Consider the following 15,622-nt stretch of genomic DNA (forward strand, 5'->3'; position numbering starts at 1 on the left):
CCGCTCACCCCCGCGCCGGCCAGGGCGTCTCGGCGACGGGCGTCAGCGGCCCCTTGCCGTCCGCCCACGAGACGAGGTTGTCGACCACGAGCTGGGCCATGCCGTTGCGGGTATGGACCGAGGCCGAGCCGACATGCGGGAACAGCACGATGTGATCCATGGCGATCAGCTCGGCCGGCACTTTCGGTTCGTCCTCGAACACATCGAGGCCGGCTGACAGGATGGTCTTCGTCTTCAGCGCCTCGATCAGCGCCGCCTCGTCGATCACCGAGCCGCGGCCGACATTGATGACGACGCCATCGGCGCCGAGCGCGTCGAGCACTTCCCTGTTGACGATCTTGTTGGTCGAGGCTCCGCCCGGCGCGACGATCATCAGCACGTTGACGTCCTTCGCCATCTCCACCAGCGAGGGGTAGTAGCGGTAGGCCACGTCCTTCTGCTCGCTGCGGCCATGATAGACCACCGGCAGGCCGAAGGCTTCGAGGCGCTTGGCGATGGCCTTGCCGATGCGGCCGAGGCCGAGAATGCCGACCTTGCGGTCGCGCAGCGTCGTGGTCAGCGGATAGGGCTTTTCCAGCCACTTGCCGGCGCGCAGATAGCGGTCGGTCTGCGGGAACTGGCGCATCGTGCAGAGCAGCAGGCCGAGCGCGGTGTCGGCGACCTCCTCGTTCAGCACATCCGGCGTGTTGGTGACGACGATGCCGTTCTGGCCGGCCCAGGCGGCATCGACATGGTCGTAGCCGACGCCGAAGCTCGACACGATCTTGAGGCCCGGAAAACGACCCATCAGCGCGGGGTCGCAGGGCACGTGGCTGCCCGAGGCGAAGGCGACGACGCTCGGCGCGAGCTGGCGCAGGAAGGCTTCCTTGTCGGCGGCCTCCCACAGCTTGTGGACCGTGAAGCGCTGGGCGAGCTGCTCCTGGATCATCGCCATCATCGGCCCGGTCATCAGCAGGTCCGGCTTCACCATCTGTCGCTCCCCTCGCGCTCTGCCGCCTGCACCATCCCAAAATCAGCGGAATCGGGCAAACTTCAAACGATTAAATTTCTAAGCCGCCAAGCCCGAACGAGGCTTGATTTCGATTTTTCGCGTGGCCACACTGCCTGCGTCAAAGCGCGCCAGCCGTGTCCGGGCACACCGGATCGGATCGCAGAGCCCGGGTCAAGGGCCACTGGCGGGTTTCGGGTCTGCGGACCCACGGGAGGATCAGCATGGCATCGGTGGACATCCGCGACGTCCGGAAATCGTTTGGCTCGACCGCGATCATCCACGGTGTGTCGGTTCCCATCGCGGATGGCGAGTTCGTCGTGCTGGTCGGCCCGTCCGGCTGCGGCAAGTCGACGCTTCTGCGCATGATCGCGGGGCTCGAGAACATCACCGGCGGCGAGATCGCCATCGGCTCGCGCGTCGTCAACAACGTGCCGCCGAAGGAACGGGACATCGCCATGGTGTTCCAGAACTACGCGCTCTATCCGCACATGACGGTCGCCGACAACATGGGCTTCTCGCTGAAGCTCCGGAACGCGCCGAAGGCCGACATCGACGCCAAGGTCCGCCGCGCGGCCGAGATCCTCAATCTCGGCGCCCTGCTCGAGCGCTTCCCGCGCCAGCTGTCCGGCGGCCAGCGCCAGCGCGTCGCCATGGGCCGCGCCATCGTCCGCGACCCGCAGGTCTTCCTGTTCGACGAGCCGCTGTCCAACCTCGACGCCAAGCTGCGCGTCGCCATGCGCACCGAGATCAAGGAACTGCACCAGCGGCTGAAGACCACCACGGTCTATGTCACCCACGACCAGATCGAGGCCATGACCATGGCCGACAAGATCGTCGTCATGCACGACGGCGTCGTCGAGCAGATGGGCGCGCCGCTCGACCTCTACGACAACCCCGTCAACATGTTCGTCGCCGGTTTCATCGGCTCGCCCGCCATGAACTTCCTGCGCGGCAGGATCGACGGCCAGAGTTTCGTCATGGAGGGCGGCGCCCGCCTGCCGCTCGGCACGGCTCCCGCCGGCTCCGCCGACCGCCCGGCCGTCTACGGCATCCGTCCCGAGCACTTCCTCATCGACAACGAGGCCGGCGCCGAGGCCGAGGTGATCGTCGTCGAGCCGACAGGTTCCGAGATTCAGGTCGTCGCCCGACTCGGCGGCCAGGATGTCATCGCCGTGTTCCGCGAGCGCCACGATTTCAAGCCCGGCGACCGCATCCGCCTCGGCACCGACCGGCGCGTCACGCATCTGTTCGACGAGGCGTCCGGCCAGACCATCGCCCGGCACTGATCGCCGGCTGCCAACATAAACCGCGGGACGAAACCCGCCCTGTCCATTCCGGCAAGGCCCGCACGAGACGGGCTCCGGCGTCCATCGGGAGGAAACCGACCATGACTTCGATCACCCGCCGCTCGCTCGTCAAGAGCGCCGCCGCCGCCGGCGCCATCGCCGGTTCCGGCCTCACCGACTGGGCCCGCGCCTGGGCGCAGGCCTCGCCATTCCGCCCCGAGCAGGGCGCCCAGATCAGCCTCCTGCGCTGGCGCCGCTTCGTCGAGGCCGAGGACGCCCAGTTCAACAAGATGGTCGCCGCCTTCACCCAGGCGACCGGCGTGCGCGTCAACGTGTCGAGCGAGAGCTTCGACGACGTCCAGCCCAAGGCTTCCGTCGCCGCCAATACCGGCACCGGGCCTGACCTCATCTGGTCGCTCTATTCGGTGCCGCACCTCTTTCCCCAGAAGTGCCTCGATGTCTCCGACGTCGCCGACTATCTCGGCAAGAAGTATGGCGGCTGGGTGCCGCTCGCCGAGGCCTACGGCAAGACCGGCGGCAAGTGGATCTCGATCCCCGTCGCGGTCAATGGCGGCTACATCAACTACCGCATCTCCATGCTCAAGGCGGCCGGCTTCAACGAGGTTCCGACCGAGACCAAGGGCTTCCTCGAAATGGCCAAGGCGCTGAAGGCCAAGGGCACGCCGATCGGCTTCCCGCTCGGCCGCGCCACTGGCGACGGCAATGCCTTCGCCCACTGGCTGCTCTGGTCTCACGGCGCGGCCCAGGTCGACGAGCAGGAAAAGATCACCATCAACTCGGCCGAGACCCGCGCGGCGCTGACCTATGCCAAGCAGCTCTACGAAACCTTCATCCCGGGCACGGCGGCGTGGAACGACTCCAACAACAACCGCGCCTTCCTCTCGGGCGAAATCTCGCTGACGGCCAACGGCATCTCGATCTACGCCGCCGCGAAAATCTCGCAGGACGCCAAGCAGCGCGAGATCGCGGCCGACATGGATCACGCCTTCTGGCCGACCGGCCCGCTCGGCAGGCCGGCGGAAATCCAGCTCGCCTTCCCGATGTTCGGCATGACCTATTCGCGCTACCCGAACGCCTGCAAGGCTTTCATGGCCTTCATTCTGGAAGCCGAGCAGTACAACCCGTGGCTGGAGGCGGCCGAAGGCTACCTCACGCACATGCTGAACGCCTACGATTCCAACCCGGTCTGGACCCGCGATCCCAAGGCCCGCGTGTTCCGTGAATCGGCGAAGCGTTCCTTCCCGGCCGGCTACAAGGGACCGATCAACGAGAAGGCCGCGACAGCCATCGCCGACTTCATCGTGGTCGATCTCTTCGCCAACCACTGCACCGGCAAGGAAGACGTGGAAGGCGCGATCCGGCTGGCCGAGCGCCAGCTCCGGCGCATCTACCGCTGACGGACCGGGCGGCCCTGCCGCCCGCATCGACCGGACGGGGACGGCTTCTCGCCGTCCCCGTGCCCGCAGTCTTCCGGAGAATCCCATGGCCGACGCCGCGATCGCCCGCTCCGATGCCCCCCCCGCTCCGGGCGAGCCTTCGGCATGGCAACAGCTCAAGGTGAACCGCAACTGGCTCGGCTTCTGGTTCATGGTTCCGGCCATGGCCTTCCTGGTGCTCTTCCTGGTCTATCCGCTGGGCAAGGGCCTCTGGATGAGCTTCACCGACGCGCGCATCGGTCGCGAGGGGCGCTTCGTCGGGCTGGAGAATTTCGAGTGGCTGAGCGAGGACAGCGACTTCCTGCGCGCCCTCGTCTTCACCCTCGTCTTCACCTTCTTCGCCTCGGCGGTGAAGTTCGCCATCGGCCTCTATCTGGCGCTGCTGCTCAACAACAACCTGCCGTTCAAGGCCTTCATCCGCTCGGTGGTGCTGATCCCCTTCATCGTGCCGACGGTCCTCTCGGCCGTCGCCTTCTGGTGGATTTTCGACACCCAGTTCTCGGTCATCACCTGGGGCCTGGTGAAGCTCGGCATTCTCGACCGCGGCTCGCCCATCAACTGGCTCGGTGACCCCTTCCTCGCGCAGTGCGTGGTGATCTTCGCCAATATCTGGCGCGGTATCCCGTTCATCGCCATCACGCTGCTCGCCGGCCTGCAAACCGTGTCGCCCTCGCTCTACGAGGCCGCGACGCTGGACGGCGCGTCGAAATGGCAGAACTTCCGCTATGTGACCTATCCGCTGCTCACCCCGATCATCGCGGTGGTCATGACCTTCTCGGTGCTGTTCACCTTCACCGACTTCCAGCTCATCTGGGCGATGACCCGCGGCGGCCCGGTCAACGCCACGCACCTGATGGCGACGCTGTCCTACCAGCGCGGCATCCTCGGCGGAAACCTCGGCGAGGGCGCGGCCATCGCCATCTCCATGGTGCCCTTCCTGCTCGCCGCCATCATGTTCTCGTGGTTCGGCCTGCAGCGCCGCAAATGGCAGCAGGGAGAGAACAATGACTGACGTTTGCACCTCGCCCGCAAGCCGCATTCCCTCCGCCGACGGAGCCATGTCATGACCGCCACCGCCGGAACCGACCCGAAGACCGCGGCAGCCCTGGCAACGGCGGCGCGCCCCCCCGCCAAGGACGACCATTCCGAGGGCATGAGCTATCTGGAGAGCCTGCCGCGCAAGACGGTGACGGTCTACATGCCGCTCATCGTCATCATGGTGGTGCTGCTGTTCCCGTTCTACTGGATGGTCATCACGTCCATCAAACCGGACCAGGACCTGCTCGATCTCCACGGCGGCAACCCGCTCTGGGTCAGCGAGCCGACCTTCCGGCACGTCTACAAGCTGCTGTTCGAATCCAATTATCCGACCTGGCTCTGGAACACGATGTTCGTGGCGGTCTGCGCCACCTTCCTGTCGATCATCGCCTCGGTCCTCGCCGCCTACGCGATCACCCGCATCCGCTACAAGGGCGCGCAGACCGTCGGCGGCCTGATCTTCCTCGCCTATCTGGTGCCGCCCTCCATCCTGTTCATCCCGCTATCGACCATCATCCACTTCTACGGCCTGTTCGACACGCCCTTCGCGCTGATCCTGACCTATCCGACCATCCTGATCCCGTTCTGCACCTGGCTGCTGATGGGCTACTTCAAGACCATCCCCTACGAGCTGGAGGAATGCGCCCTGATCGACGGCGCCAGCCGCTGGCAGATCATGGTCAAGATCATCATCCCGCTGGCGATCCCCGGCCTGATCTCGGCCTTCATCTTCGCTTTCACGCTCTGCTGGAACGAGTTCATCTACGCGCTGACCTTCATCTCCTCGAACCCCAACAAGACGGTGCCCACCGCCATCGTCTCCGAATTCGTCGACGGCGACGTGTTCCGCTGGGGCTCGCTGATGGCCGGCGCGCTGGTCGGCTCGCTGCCGCTCGTCATCCTCTACGCCTTCTTCGTCGAGCACTACGTCTCGGCCATGACCGGCGCGGTGAAAGAGTAACAGGCAGCGGACAGGCGTTTTCCGATGGCAACCATCTGCTTCGCCGGCCTCGGCGCCATGGGTCGCCCCATGGCGGCGAACCTCGCCAGGGCCGGCCATGCCGTCCATGGTACCGACGTCAATCCGGCCGCGCTCGACTGGCTGAAGGCCAATGGCGGCACGCCCTTCGCCACCGCGCGGGAGGCAGCCGCCGGGGCCGACACGCTCGTCCTCATGGTGGTCAATGCCGATCAGGCGGAGGCCGTGCTGTTCGAGGCGGGCGCGCTCGATGCCCTTGCCCCCAACGCCATCGTCATCCTCTGCGCCACCTGCGCCCCGGCGCGCGCCGCCGCCATCGGCGCGAAGGTGGAGGCGACGCAGCGCCGCTTCGTCGACGCCCCTGTCTCCGGCGGCGTGGTCGGCGCGGAAGCCGGTTCGCTCACCATCATGGCCTCGGCCTCGCAAGGCGTCTTCGCCGCCGCGGAGCCGATCCTGAAAACCATGGGCTCGCGCCTGTTCCATGTCGGCGAGAAGGCCGGCGACGGCGCCATGGTGAAGACCATCAACCAGCTTCTCTGCGGCGTCCATATCGCCGCCGCCGCCGAGGCGCTGGCGCTGGGCGAGCGCGCCGGGCTCGACACGAAGGTTCTGCTCGACATCTACGGGTCGAGCGCGGCCAGCAGCTGGATGCTCAACAATCGCGGCCCGCGCATGCTGATGGACGATCCGCCCGTGACCTCGGCCGTGGACATTTTCGTCAAGGATCTCGGCATCGTCCTGGATGCCGGCCATTCCACCCGCGCGCCGCTGTTCCTCGCGGCGGCGGCGCACCAGCTTTTCCTCGCCGCCTCCGGCATGGGGCTGGGCAAGCAGGACGATTCGCTGGTGATCGAGGCTTATCGGGCCATGGGTCCGAAGGACTGACGGGGTGTCCGGACGGCACCGGCGCAATTGCCGAACGTGCCGGAAACCTACCCGACCAGCGTCACGCTGTCAAGGATAAAAATCTTAGATAAGAATTTTTGCCCGAAGATGGAAGCCGAGGCTCACGCCTCTTCCAGCTCGTCTTCCTCCTCGGCCTGGTCGTCGGCCGTATGCGGCAGCAGCGTCTTCTCGATCCGGCGCAGCAGCTTGCGCAACCGCTTGACGTCCTTGCCGTCGAGATCGGCGAGCATCTCGTCTTCCGCCGCGAACCAGAGATCATCCAGCGCCGCCGCCTTCTCGCGCCCCGCCTCGGTCAGGCCGACGCGCACCAGCCGGCCATCGCCCGAGCCCGGATTCTTGCGTTCGACCAGTCCCTGCGCGGCGAGCCGACCGACCGTCTTCGAGGCGGTCGGCGGACGCACCCTCAGCGCCGATGCCAGATCGCCCATGGTCATGTCGCCGCCATCGGCGAGGATTTTCAGAACCTGTTCCTGACCCGGATAAAGGCCGAGGATGGTCAGCTTGCGCGCCACCAGCGCCCGGTGCAGCCGGGCCGCATGCTGGACATGGGCGCCGATCGACTTGCGGTAAGGTTCCCGACCAGCGTCGGCTGCGTCCTTGGTGCGACTCATCGCAATCCCCCCAGGGCCGGGACGGCGCGGCCGCTCCCGCATCGGCCGCAGGTTTGCAGCCGGCGCATGTTTCTCCGGGAAAGGTGACAGGAGCGTGACAGTGTCAGCCGGCTCATCAACCCGACCCTAGAACCGCGCGAAATGGCGCGTGACCTTGCCAAGGAAGGCCGCCCGCGTCTCCGGCGTCGAGCGGTTCATGTCGTAATGGGCGAGATAGTCGACCGAGGCCCTGAACCGCGTCACCGCGCGCAGCGAGCGCGTGCAGAACTTGCGCGGCGGATTGCCGAGCAGCGTCGCCTTCATCCAGGTCGCGCCGTAGCTGGTGACGACGCCGATCTTGCCGATATTGGTCAGCATGCCCTGCGTCGTCCCGTCGACCAGACCGAACGACACGCCCGGCAGGAAGACCCGGTCGAGATAGCCTTTCAGCAGCGCCGGGAAACCGAAATTCCAGACCGGGAAAACCAGCACCAGCGCCTCGGCGGCGCGCACGCGGTCGACATGGGCCTGAACCGGCCAGGTATTGGTGGCGAGGTCGTGATAGCCGGCGCGCTCCGCCCGCGACAGCACCGCGTCGAAGCCCTCGGCATAGAGGTCGCAGTCATCGACCTGATGGCCGGCGGCGGTCAGCGCTTCGACCACCGCGCCGTGCAGCGCCGCGCCGAAACTCTCCGGGTTCGGATGGCAGTAGAGGACGAGAACGCGCATCAGGACGCGACGCCCGCGTCGGCAAGGCTCTTGAACAGGAAGGTCTTGCCCGACTTGTAGTCATAGCTCGGATCTTCCCAGGCGATCATCTTGCCGGGATTGAGCAGCCCCTGCGGATCGGCCTCCTTCTTGAAGGCAAGCTGCACCTCGTCGGTCTGCTTCATGCCGCCTTCTTCCAGCGTGTAGCGGTGCGGATTGAAGATCGGCGCGCCCATGTCCTCGTGGATCGCCATGATCTCCTCCAGCCGCTCCTCCGTGGTGAAGCGCACCAGCGGCAGGCCGAAGCAGGTTACTTTGCCGTCGAAGCGAACGAATTCGAGATGGCCGACCACCTCGTCGCCGAACTTCTCATGGATGGCCGTCGCCAGCTTCACCTGATCGGGGAAGGGGTAGAGCACCTGCAGATAGGTGATCGCCGGATCGACGCGCAGCGCCCTCAGCGTCGTGTGGTTCCAGGTCAGCTCGAAGCCGGGTGGCATCTTGCGCCGCTCGTCCTCGTCCAGCTTGTCGGTGCGCAGCAGCAGTTCCGCGCCCTGGCGCCTGGCGAAGTTCAGCGCCGCATCCACGGCGAAATCGGCGATGATCGCGATCACCACGTGCTTGCCCGGCACCATGTAGTCCTGATGGCGCAGAAAGTAAGTCTGCGGCGCGGGGGCGGCCACCACGGCGATGTTCTTCTTGGCGATGCCGTCCTGCTCGCCGAGCGCGCCGGCAAAGGCGGCGGCGCGCTCGAACGTGTCGAAGCCGAGGAACAGGTCCACCCACCTGTACGAGGGGCCGAGCGGCATCTCGACCTCGGTGATGATGCCGTTGGTGCCATAGGCGTGGGCGACCTTGGCGAGGTCGTCGCCGGTCAGTTCCAGCACGCGCGGGCTCGCCTCCATGGTGACGACCTTGAGCCGGATGACATTGCCGGCATCGCGCAGGCCGCCCCAGGTGATCGACCCGACGCCGCCCGATCCGCCGGCGATGAAGCCGCCGACCGAGGCCGTCGCATAGGTGGAGGGGTGCATGCGGATTTCCTGCGCCTGCGGCCGCGCCACCTTGTCGATCTCGGCGATGACGGCGCCGGCTTCGGCGACGAACCGGCCGGGCTGCACCGCCAGCACCTTGTTCATGCCGGAGAGGTCGAGAACGATGCCGCCGGACAGCGGCATGGCCTGCCCGTAATTGCCCGTGCCGGTGCCGCGCGGCGTCACGGGAATGCCGAGCTCGAAGGCGGCCGCCAGCACGCGCACCACCTCCTGCTCGTTGGCCGGCGAGACGATGATGTCGCCGGCCACGTGGTCGAGCTGGCGCTTCAGCGTCGGCGAATACCAGTAGAAGTCGCGGCTCTTCTGGCGGACGAGGGCCGGATTGTCCTCGGTCTTGATGCCGGCGAGCTTCGCCTTCAGCCGGTCAATGTCATAGCGCGGCCTCGGGGTCTCCGGCGTGTCGGTCTCGGACGGCATGGGCTCAGCTCCAGAGATGATCGAGTTCGCGGTAATCGGGCAGGCTGGTGTCGATGGCGCGGCCGGCGCGGATGACCGTGCGATCGGTCTCCGGACGCGACAGGAGCTCGGTCCATGTCCGGCCGCGGAACACGACGAGGTCGGCCGGCGCGCCGGCCCTGATCGCCCCCCGACCCTCAAACCCGCAGACCGCGGCCGGCGTTCCCGTCACCGTCATCGGCCAGTCGGCGACCGGATGGTCGAAATGCAGGATGCGCGTCGCCTCGCGGTAGACCTCCAGCATGTCGAGATCGCCATAGGCGTAGAACGGATCGCGCGTATTGTCGGACGAGACCATGACGGGAATGCCGCGCGCCTTCATTTCGTGCAGCAGCGTCACGCCGCGCCGGCGCGGCGTGCGGCCGGCCTGCCGATCCTGCAGGTACATGTTGCACATGGGCAGCGAGACGACGGCAAGGCCCGCCTCCGCGACCAGATCGAGCGTGCGCGCCGCCTCCTCCTCCGGCTGGACCGCGACGGAGCAGCAATGCCCCACGACGATCCGGCCGTTGCCATTCTGCTGCCAGCCGAAGCGGATCGCCGCCTCCGCGATGAGCCGCAGCGAATGCGCGGTGGGGTCCATCGTCTCGTCGACGTGGAAGTCGAGCGGCAGGCCGTTGTCGAGCGCGGTACGGAAGACCGCCTCCAGCCCCCCGGGCAGGTTCGGCGACATGTAGGTGACGCAGCCGAGGCCCCCGCCATGGCGCGTCAGCACCCCCGCCATCCGGTCGAGATAGCCGGGCTCAACCGCGATATCGATGCCGCAGAGCGAGGAGCCCTGAAGGTCGATCCGGCCGCGCCATTCCTCCCGAACTTCGGCAAGCAGCGGCCAGGAAATATCGATCTGGTCCGCGATCGAATCGATATGGGTCCGGATCGCGACCGTGCCGTGGGCATGGGCGGATTTCAGCGCGAAGGTCATGCGGGCCCGGATATCGACCGCCGACCAGTTCGCCGCCCGGTCGGCCGCCACCGTCGCCAGCGCGCCCGGAAACGTGCCGTCGGGATTGGCCGCGCGTGGCCAGATATGGCCCTTGTCGAGATGCGTGTGGGCATCGACGAAGCCGGGAAACACCATGGCGCCGTCGAGATCGACGGCCTCGACGGTGGTCGCGCCGGGCGGCGTCACCGCCTCGACCCTGCCGGAGGCGATGACGATGTCGGCGCGCGCCAGCCCGTCACCGTTGCCGGCGAGCCCGCTGCCTTCCTTCGCCAGAATCACCGGTACGGTGGCATTGGCCAGCCGGTAGCGCTCCACAGGCGGCAGCGCGACGTAACCAAAACCCATTCATTCCCCCGCGCCGCTTGCGGCCTCTGCGGGGCTGTCCGGCCGCCGCCGGTCCGCAGATAACCAACCTCCCGCCACCCCGTCAAAGCGAACGCTGGAACGGCTTGTGGAGCCGCCGGCAAAAAAGTCTTGCAGCGCCCATTGCAATCGCCGGCATCCTTTGGCATAGAACCGCCCTCCCCGGCAGCCATGGCCGCCGCGGGTACCCGGATGCGGGAGTAGCTCAGGGGTAGAGCACAACCTTGCCAAGGTTGGGGTCGAGGGTTCGAATCCCTTCTCCCGCTCCAAACATTTCTCGTTTGGTTCCATACCGGTGGAGACGTGACATGACCTTCGGATCAGTGAAGTCATTCATGCGCGCTCTCGATGCCGACTTCGTCCAGGTCGATGGCGCTTCCGAGACGGCACGCTTCTTCATGCCGACGCAGGATCGCCGCATCGAGGTGGCCAATCGCGGCGTGACCGTGACCCGCCGCATCGCCAAGCCGCGCGCCCGCGTCCGCCGCTTCGTGCGCGTCTCCTGATCTATCAGGCTTGAACGTGCATTCGGGTTCCGCGCTGAGCCTTCGCGCCGCGACCCCCGCCGACATTCCCGCCATCACCGCCATCTACGGCCCGAACGTGCGGGACGGCATCGCCTCGTTCGAATACGAGGTGCCGGACGAAGCCGAGATGGCGAAACGCCAGGCCGCGGTCCTCTCGGGTGGCTATCCCTACCTTGTCGCAGAACTGAATGGCGCCGTCGTCGGCTATGCCTATGCCAGCGCCTACCGCACCCGGCCGGGCTATCGCTTCGCCTGCGAGAACTCGGTCTATGTCTCGCCATCGGCTCAAGGCAAAGGCGTCGGCAAGGCGCTCCTCGATCGCCTGATCGACGACTGTACGGCCAAGGGCTATCGCCAGATGATCGCGGTCATCGGCAATCTCGGCAACCATGGCTCGATCGCCCTGCACCGCGCTGCGGGCTTCACCGTGGTCGGCGTGCTTCCCTCCATCGGCTGGAAGCTCGACCGCTGGGTCGATTGCGTGCTGATGCAGCGCCCGCTCGGCGAGGGTGACAAGGTCCGTGCCGGGTGACGGGAAAGAGGTGTCGACGCACCGCCAAGACGCCTCGGTTACGGCTCGATTACACGCTCAACGCTGGTCGTACCTATGGCATCGCGGTGTCGAGCCAATTCAGGTCGCTGCAATCAGGTTGACCGGATTATCGTTAGCCGCGGCTGACCGCCTAGCCCATTCAAAGCGCATCCCGGACATGGCGGCTCACTGAGCTATTTTTCTTGGCGCTTGCCGGCTTTTCGTGTTCCCTTAGGGAATGCCGGGGCGCGCCATCACGATCCGGCGCCAGTCCCATTGCCTCCGGTCACGATGTGACGATCGCCGCTGCCGGTCCGCCGCCAAGTGCCTGTCCCGATCCGCCCCTCCGTGGCGCGCGCCGGACATCCGGCGCCGTCGCCCGGCGGCCGATGCGGATTGCTGCGCTGGTCGCGATCCTCTGGCTGGCGCTGACGTCATCGGCCCCGGCGGCCGATGCCGCCGAAGGCGCGCGCTTCATCGGGCCGATCGCCGATCACCTGCTCGACCGGACAGGCCAGCTCGGCATTGCCGACGTGGCGGCGCCCGGAACGGCCTTCATCGCCGCCGGCGGCACCCGCGCGCCGAATCACGGCCCGTCTCCGTCATCGCAGGCGGCCCTCTGGCTGCGCGTCGTGGTTCCCATCGTCGCCGACGGATCCGGCGACGACCGCGTCTTCGCGCTGCGCGAGCCGCGCGTGCGCGCCATGACGCTGTTCGTGCCCGCGGGCGCGGGCTGGCGCGTTCTCGAATGGCGCACCGGTCAGACCGCCACCGGAGCCGCCTGGCCGACGCGCTATCCGGCATTGAGCCTGCCGACCGGCGAGGTGGCCGGGCGCACGGTCTATCTGCGCATCCAGACGCCGTCGTCGATGCGCGGGTCGCTCTGGCTGCATTCGGACACGAATTTCCTCAGCGCCTATGCCGCCGAGAACCTGCTGTTCGGCATCGCCTTCGGCGTTCTCGCGGGCCTTGCCATCTACCTCGCGGCAGCCGGCATCGTCGCGCGCGACGCGCTCTCGGGCGCGCTCGCGACACTCGTCCTCGCCTATCTCGGCTATGTGCTGGGCGACCAGGGCTTCGTCGAAACCTTCATCTGGCCCGGGGCGGTCATGGCCGGCCGCTTCCTGTCATTCGGCGGCACCTTCCTGATCTTCGCCGCCATGCTCGTCTATGCGCCGCTCTTCCTGCAGGTGAAGCAGCGCTATCCGAGGGTCGCCGCCGTCGTCCGCGTGGCGGCGGCGGGCGCGCTGGTTCTGACGCTCGCGGCGGTCATCTCGGTCGCCACCGACAGCACGCTCCTGCGGAGGTTCGTCGCCCCGATCGGCATCACGTCGATTGCCGGCTGCCTGACCCTGGTGGTGCTCACCTATCGCGTGGATCGCCGGCGCGCGCTGGTCTTCATCCTGTGCTGGGGGCCGATGTTCGCCGGCGGCCTGCTGCGCATGCTCCACGACGTCGCGCCGGCCATGGGCGCCAACCCGCTCGCGGTCAATCTGACCTATCTCGCGGCCTGCCTGTCGCTGCTGCTGTCGGGCATCGCCAGCGCCGTCGACCTGCAACGGCGCGAGCGCGCGGCGCGCGAGGCCGCAGAGGAAGCGGCGGTCCGGCTCCTCGCCTTCGCCGAGAGTGCGTCGGACAGCTTCTGGGAGTGCGACGGACATGGCCTCGTGACCTTCGCCTCGGGACCGACATGCCTTGCCATCGGGCTGCGGCCGGGCGTCACGATGGGTGAGATTCTCGCGCGCGACATCTCTGCGGGCGGGCTGGACGCCAGCACGCGGTTCAGCGCCGCCCTCACCGGCGGAAGCGGCTTCGACGCCTCGATCGCCCTGCGCGATATCTCATCGCGCCTCGACCAGCGGCTCGTCCGCTTTCGCGCCAGGCCCGTTGGAGCGGGGCTGGGGCTGCGCGGCATCGTCTCGGACGTCACGCGGCAGATAGCGGCGGAGGAACGACAGGCCCAGCAGCGCAAGATGGCGGCTATCGGCCAGCTGGCCGGCGGCGTCGCCCATGAGATCAACAATCTCCTCCACCCGATCGTCAATCTGTCGCGCCGGGTGGCCGGCGAGTTCGCGCCGGCGGACGAGCGGCGAAGGTTCCTCGACATCGTGACCGATTCAGGCAGGCGCGCCTCGGCCATCGTCTCGGGCCTCCTGACCAGCGTGAGGCCGCCACCCGATCCGCAGCGGCGGGTGCCGCTCGGCCCCTCGCTGGCGGACGCGATCCAGCATCTGCGCACCATGCTGCCCGACAAGGTGACCCTGACCTTCGAAGCCGACGCGGAGCCCGGCCCGGTCGTCGATGCGAACGAGGCCTTTCAGGTGCTCGCCAACCTCGTCGCCAACGCGATCTACGCAACGCGGGGCGGCGGGCGGATCGCTGTGCGCTTCAGGGGGTCGCAGGCGTCGGGCTTCGCGCTCTCCGTCGAGGATGACGGCGAAGGCATGGACGAGGACACCCGGCAGCGCGCCCTGGAACCGTTCTTCACCACCAAGCAGCCCGGACAGGGCACTGGTCTCGGCCTGCCGATCGTCTACGGCATCGCCCGATCCTGGAACGCCGCCATCGACATTCAGTCCCAGCCCGGCGTCGGCACCCGCGTGACAATCGCGATCCCCGGTGCCACGCTTCCAGCCAAGGATAGAGACCATGCCTCCCAGGCCTGAAATCCTGATCGTCGACGATGTCGAGGCGGTGCGCGTGTCGCTCGCGGCGGCGGTCACCGCAGCGGGCTACGGCGCGACCTGCGTCGCCTCCGGCCAGGAGGCGCTCGACGCCCTCCGAGCGAAACAGTTCGCCGTCGCGGTCACGGATATCTGGATGGCCGGCATCGACGGGCTGAAGCTGATCAAGATGATCCGCGAAAGCAACCGGACCCTGCCGATCCTGGCGATGACGGGCGGCGGCCCACGCCTGACCATCGAGACCGCCGGGTCGCTCGCGGAGGTCTGGGGGGCGGAGCGGGTCTTCGTCAAACCGTTCGACGAGGATCAGCTGATCCAGACGATCGATGCCATCGTCGCGCGGAGCTCGGCCCTTAGGGTCCGTACTCGATAAGCTCTGGCGAGGATCGATCATTGCTGATTCAAGGCTCCTGGAAGGAGTCTTGGGATGGCGAAGCGGGTTCAATGGCTGAGTGATGAGGAATGGGCTCGTATCGAGCCTCTGTTGCCGCGTGGTCGTCGGGGTGCTCGCCGTGTGGATGACCGCCGGGTGATCTCGGGCATCGTTCACATGCTGAAGAGCGGTGCGCGTTGGCGGGACTGCCCGCCGGAATTCGGGCCGTACACGACGGTCTACAACCGCTTCAACCGCTGGAGCCGGCAAGGGCTATGGCTGAGGATGTTCGAGGCCTTGACGGGCCATAGCGGCATCTTCGACGGGGCGGCGATCGACGCCACCCACGTCAAGGCGCACCGCTCGGCGGCCGGCGCAAAAGGGGGGCCTTCGCTCAGGCGATAGGCCGCTCTCGCGGCGGTCGTACCACCAAGGTCCACGGCCTGGTCGATGAGCGCGGCAGGCCACGCGTGCTGCTGCTCAGCGCCGGCAACATCAACGACATCAGCATGGCTGAGGCCTTGATCCAGTCCGCCGGTCCCTTCCGCCGCCTGCTCGCCGACAAGGGATATGACGCAACCCATCTGCGCAGGCGCCTTGCCGAGCGCGGCGCCGAGGCCGTCATCCCCTCCACCGCCTCCCGCAAAGCACCCATTCCCTACGACACCCGCGCCTACAAGGAGCGCAACCGCGTCGAACGCATGTGGTGCAGGCTCAAGGACTTCCGGCGCGTC

The 15,622-nt window shown here is 67.3% G+C and carries 14 protein-coding genes, 1 tRNA gene and 1 pseudogene; 11 read left to right on the top strand and 5 right to left on the bottom strand.

Going from position 1 to position 15,622, the window contains the following annotated elements; genetic code table 11:
• Window positions 1-4: 4 nt before the first annotated feature.
• Window positions 5-970 (bottom strand): 2-hydroxyacid dehydrogenase, encoded by a 966-nt coding sequence (locus JNK84_RS03905; RefSeq protein ID WP_293420759.1) that lies wholly within the window; start codon window positions 968-970, stop codon window positions 5-7.
• 242 nt (window positions 971-1,212) lie between these two features.
• Here JNK84_RS03905 and JNK84_RS03910 point away from each other — a divergent pair, with 242 nt between their 5' ends.
• From JNK84_RS03910 to JNK84_RS03930, 5 genes are all read left to right on the top strand, one after another.
• On the top strand, window positions 1,213-2,277 hold the full coding sequence (locus JNK84_RS03910; RefSeq protein WP_293420761.1) for an ABC transporter ATP-binding protein: 1,065 nt from the start codon (window positions 1,213-1,215) through the stop codon (window positions 2,275-2,277).
• A gap of 101 nt (window positions 2,278-2,378) precedes the next feature.
• On the top strand, window positions 2,379-3,695 hold the full coding sequence (locus tag JNK84_RS03915) for an ABC transporter substrate-binding protein (protein ID WP_293420763.1): 1,317 nt from the start codon (window positions 2,379-2,381) through the stop codon (window positions 3,693-3,695).
• A gap of 85 nt (window positions 3,696-3,780) precedes the next feature.
• Entirely contained in the window at window positions 3,781-4,746 is a 966-nt protein-coding gene (locus JNK84_RS03920) for a carbohydrate ABC transporter permease (RefSeq protein WP_293420765.1), read from the top strand.
• Between the two features lie 51 nt (window positions 4,747-4,797).
• Window positions 4,798-5,733, top strand: coding sequence for a carbohydrate ABC transporter permease (locus JNK84_RS03925; protein ID WP_293420767.1), 936 nt, complete (start codon window positions 4,798-4,800; stop codon window positions 5,731-5,733).
• A gap of 24 nt (window positions 5,734-5,757) precedes the next feature.
• Window positions 5,758-6,636: an NAD(P)-dependent oxidoreductase gene (locus JNK84_RS03930; RefSeq protein ID WP_293420769.1), complete on the top strand. Its 879-nt coding sequence runs from the start codon at window positions 5,758-5,760 to the stop codon at window positions 6,634-6,636.
• Between the two features lie 122 nt (window positions 6,637-6,758).
• On the opposite strand, the gene JNK84_RS03935 is transcribed toward JNK84_RS03930, so the two are convergent.
• The 4 genes from JNK84_RS03935 to JNK84_RS03950 all read right to left on the bottom strand — a co-directional run bounded on the left by JNK84_RS03935 (window position 6,759) and on the right by JNK84_RS03950 (window position 10,754).
• Window positions 6,759-7,268 carry a MarR family winged helix-turn-helix transcriptional regulator gene (locus JNK84_RS03935; RefSeq protein WP_293420771.1) on the bottom strand — a complete coding sequence of 170 codons (510 nt, stop codon included), beginning with the start codon at window positions 7,266-7,268 and terminating at the stop codon, window positions 6,759-6,761.
• 126 nt (window positions 7,269-7,394) lie between these two features.
• Window positions 7,395-7,976: an NAD(P)H-dependent oxidoreductase gene (locus JNK84_RS03940; protein ID WP_293420773.1), complete on the bottom strand. Its 582-nt coding sequence runs from the start codon at window positions 7,974-7,976 to the stop codon at window positions 7,395-7,397.
• Window positions 7,976-9,427 (bottom strand): FAD-binding oxidoreductase, encoded by a 1,452-nt coding sequence (locus JNK84_RS03945; protein ID WP_293420775.1) that lies wholly within the window; start codon window positions 9,425-9,427, stop codon window positions 7,976-7,978. The genes JNK84_RS03940 and JNK84_RS03945 overlap by 1 nt, the downstream gene beginning before the upstream one ends.
• 4 nt (window positions 9,428-9,431) lie before the next feature.
• Window positions 9,432-10,754: a cytosine deaminase gene (locus tag JNK84_RS03950; protein WP_293420777.1), complete on the bottom strand. Its 1,323-nt coding sequence runs from the start codon at window positions 10,752-10,754 to the stop codon at window positions 9,432-9,434.
• A 212-nt stretch (window positions 10,755-10,966) separates the two neighbouring features.
• Here JNK84_RS03950 and JNK84_RS03955 point away from each other — a divergent pair.
• From JNK84_RS03955 to JNK84_RS03980, 6 genes and pseudogenes are all read left to right on the top strand, one after another.
• Window positions 10,967-11,041, top strand: a tRNA-Gly gene (locus JNK84_RS03955).
• A 39-nt stretch (window positions 11,042-11,080) separates the two neighbouring features.
• Complete coding sequence (locus JNK84_RS03960) at window positions 11,081-11,278, top strand: hypothetical protein (RefSeq protein ID WP_293420779.1); 198 nt, start codon at window positions 11,081-11,083, stop codon at window positions 11,276-11,278.
• Window positions 11,279-11,288: 10 nt separating this feature from the next.
• Entirely contained in the window at window positions 11,289-11,831 is a 543-nt protein-coding gene (locus tag JNK84_RS03965; protein WP_293420781.1) for a GNAT family N-acetyltransferase, read from the top strand.
• Window positions 11,832-12,220: 389 nt separating this feature from the next.
• A complete protein-coding gene (locus JNK84_RS03970; protein ID WP_293420783.1) occupies window positions 12,221-14,497 on the top strand; it encodes a sensor histidine kinase in 2,277 nt (758 codons plus the stop codon).
• Window positions 14,481-14,888, top strand: a complete 408-nt coding sequence (locus tag JNK84_RS03975) for a response regulator (RefSeq protein ID WP_293420785.1) — start codon at window positions 14,481-14,483, stop codon at window positions 14,886-14,888. The genes JNK84_RS03970 and JNK84_RS03975 overlap by 17 nt, the downstream gene beginning before the upstream one ends.
• Window positions 14,889-14,942: 54 nt before the next feature.
• A pseudogene (locus tag JNK84_RS03980) lies at window positions 14,943-15,622 on the top strand (IS5 family transposase); the annotation flags it as partial.

The organism is Phreatobacter sp. (assembly GCF_016793595.1).
Lineage (GTDB): Bacteria > Pseudomonadota > Alphaproteobacteria > Rhizobiales > Phreatobacteraceae > Phreatobacter.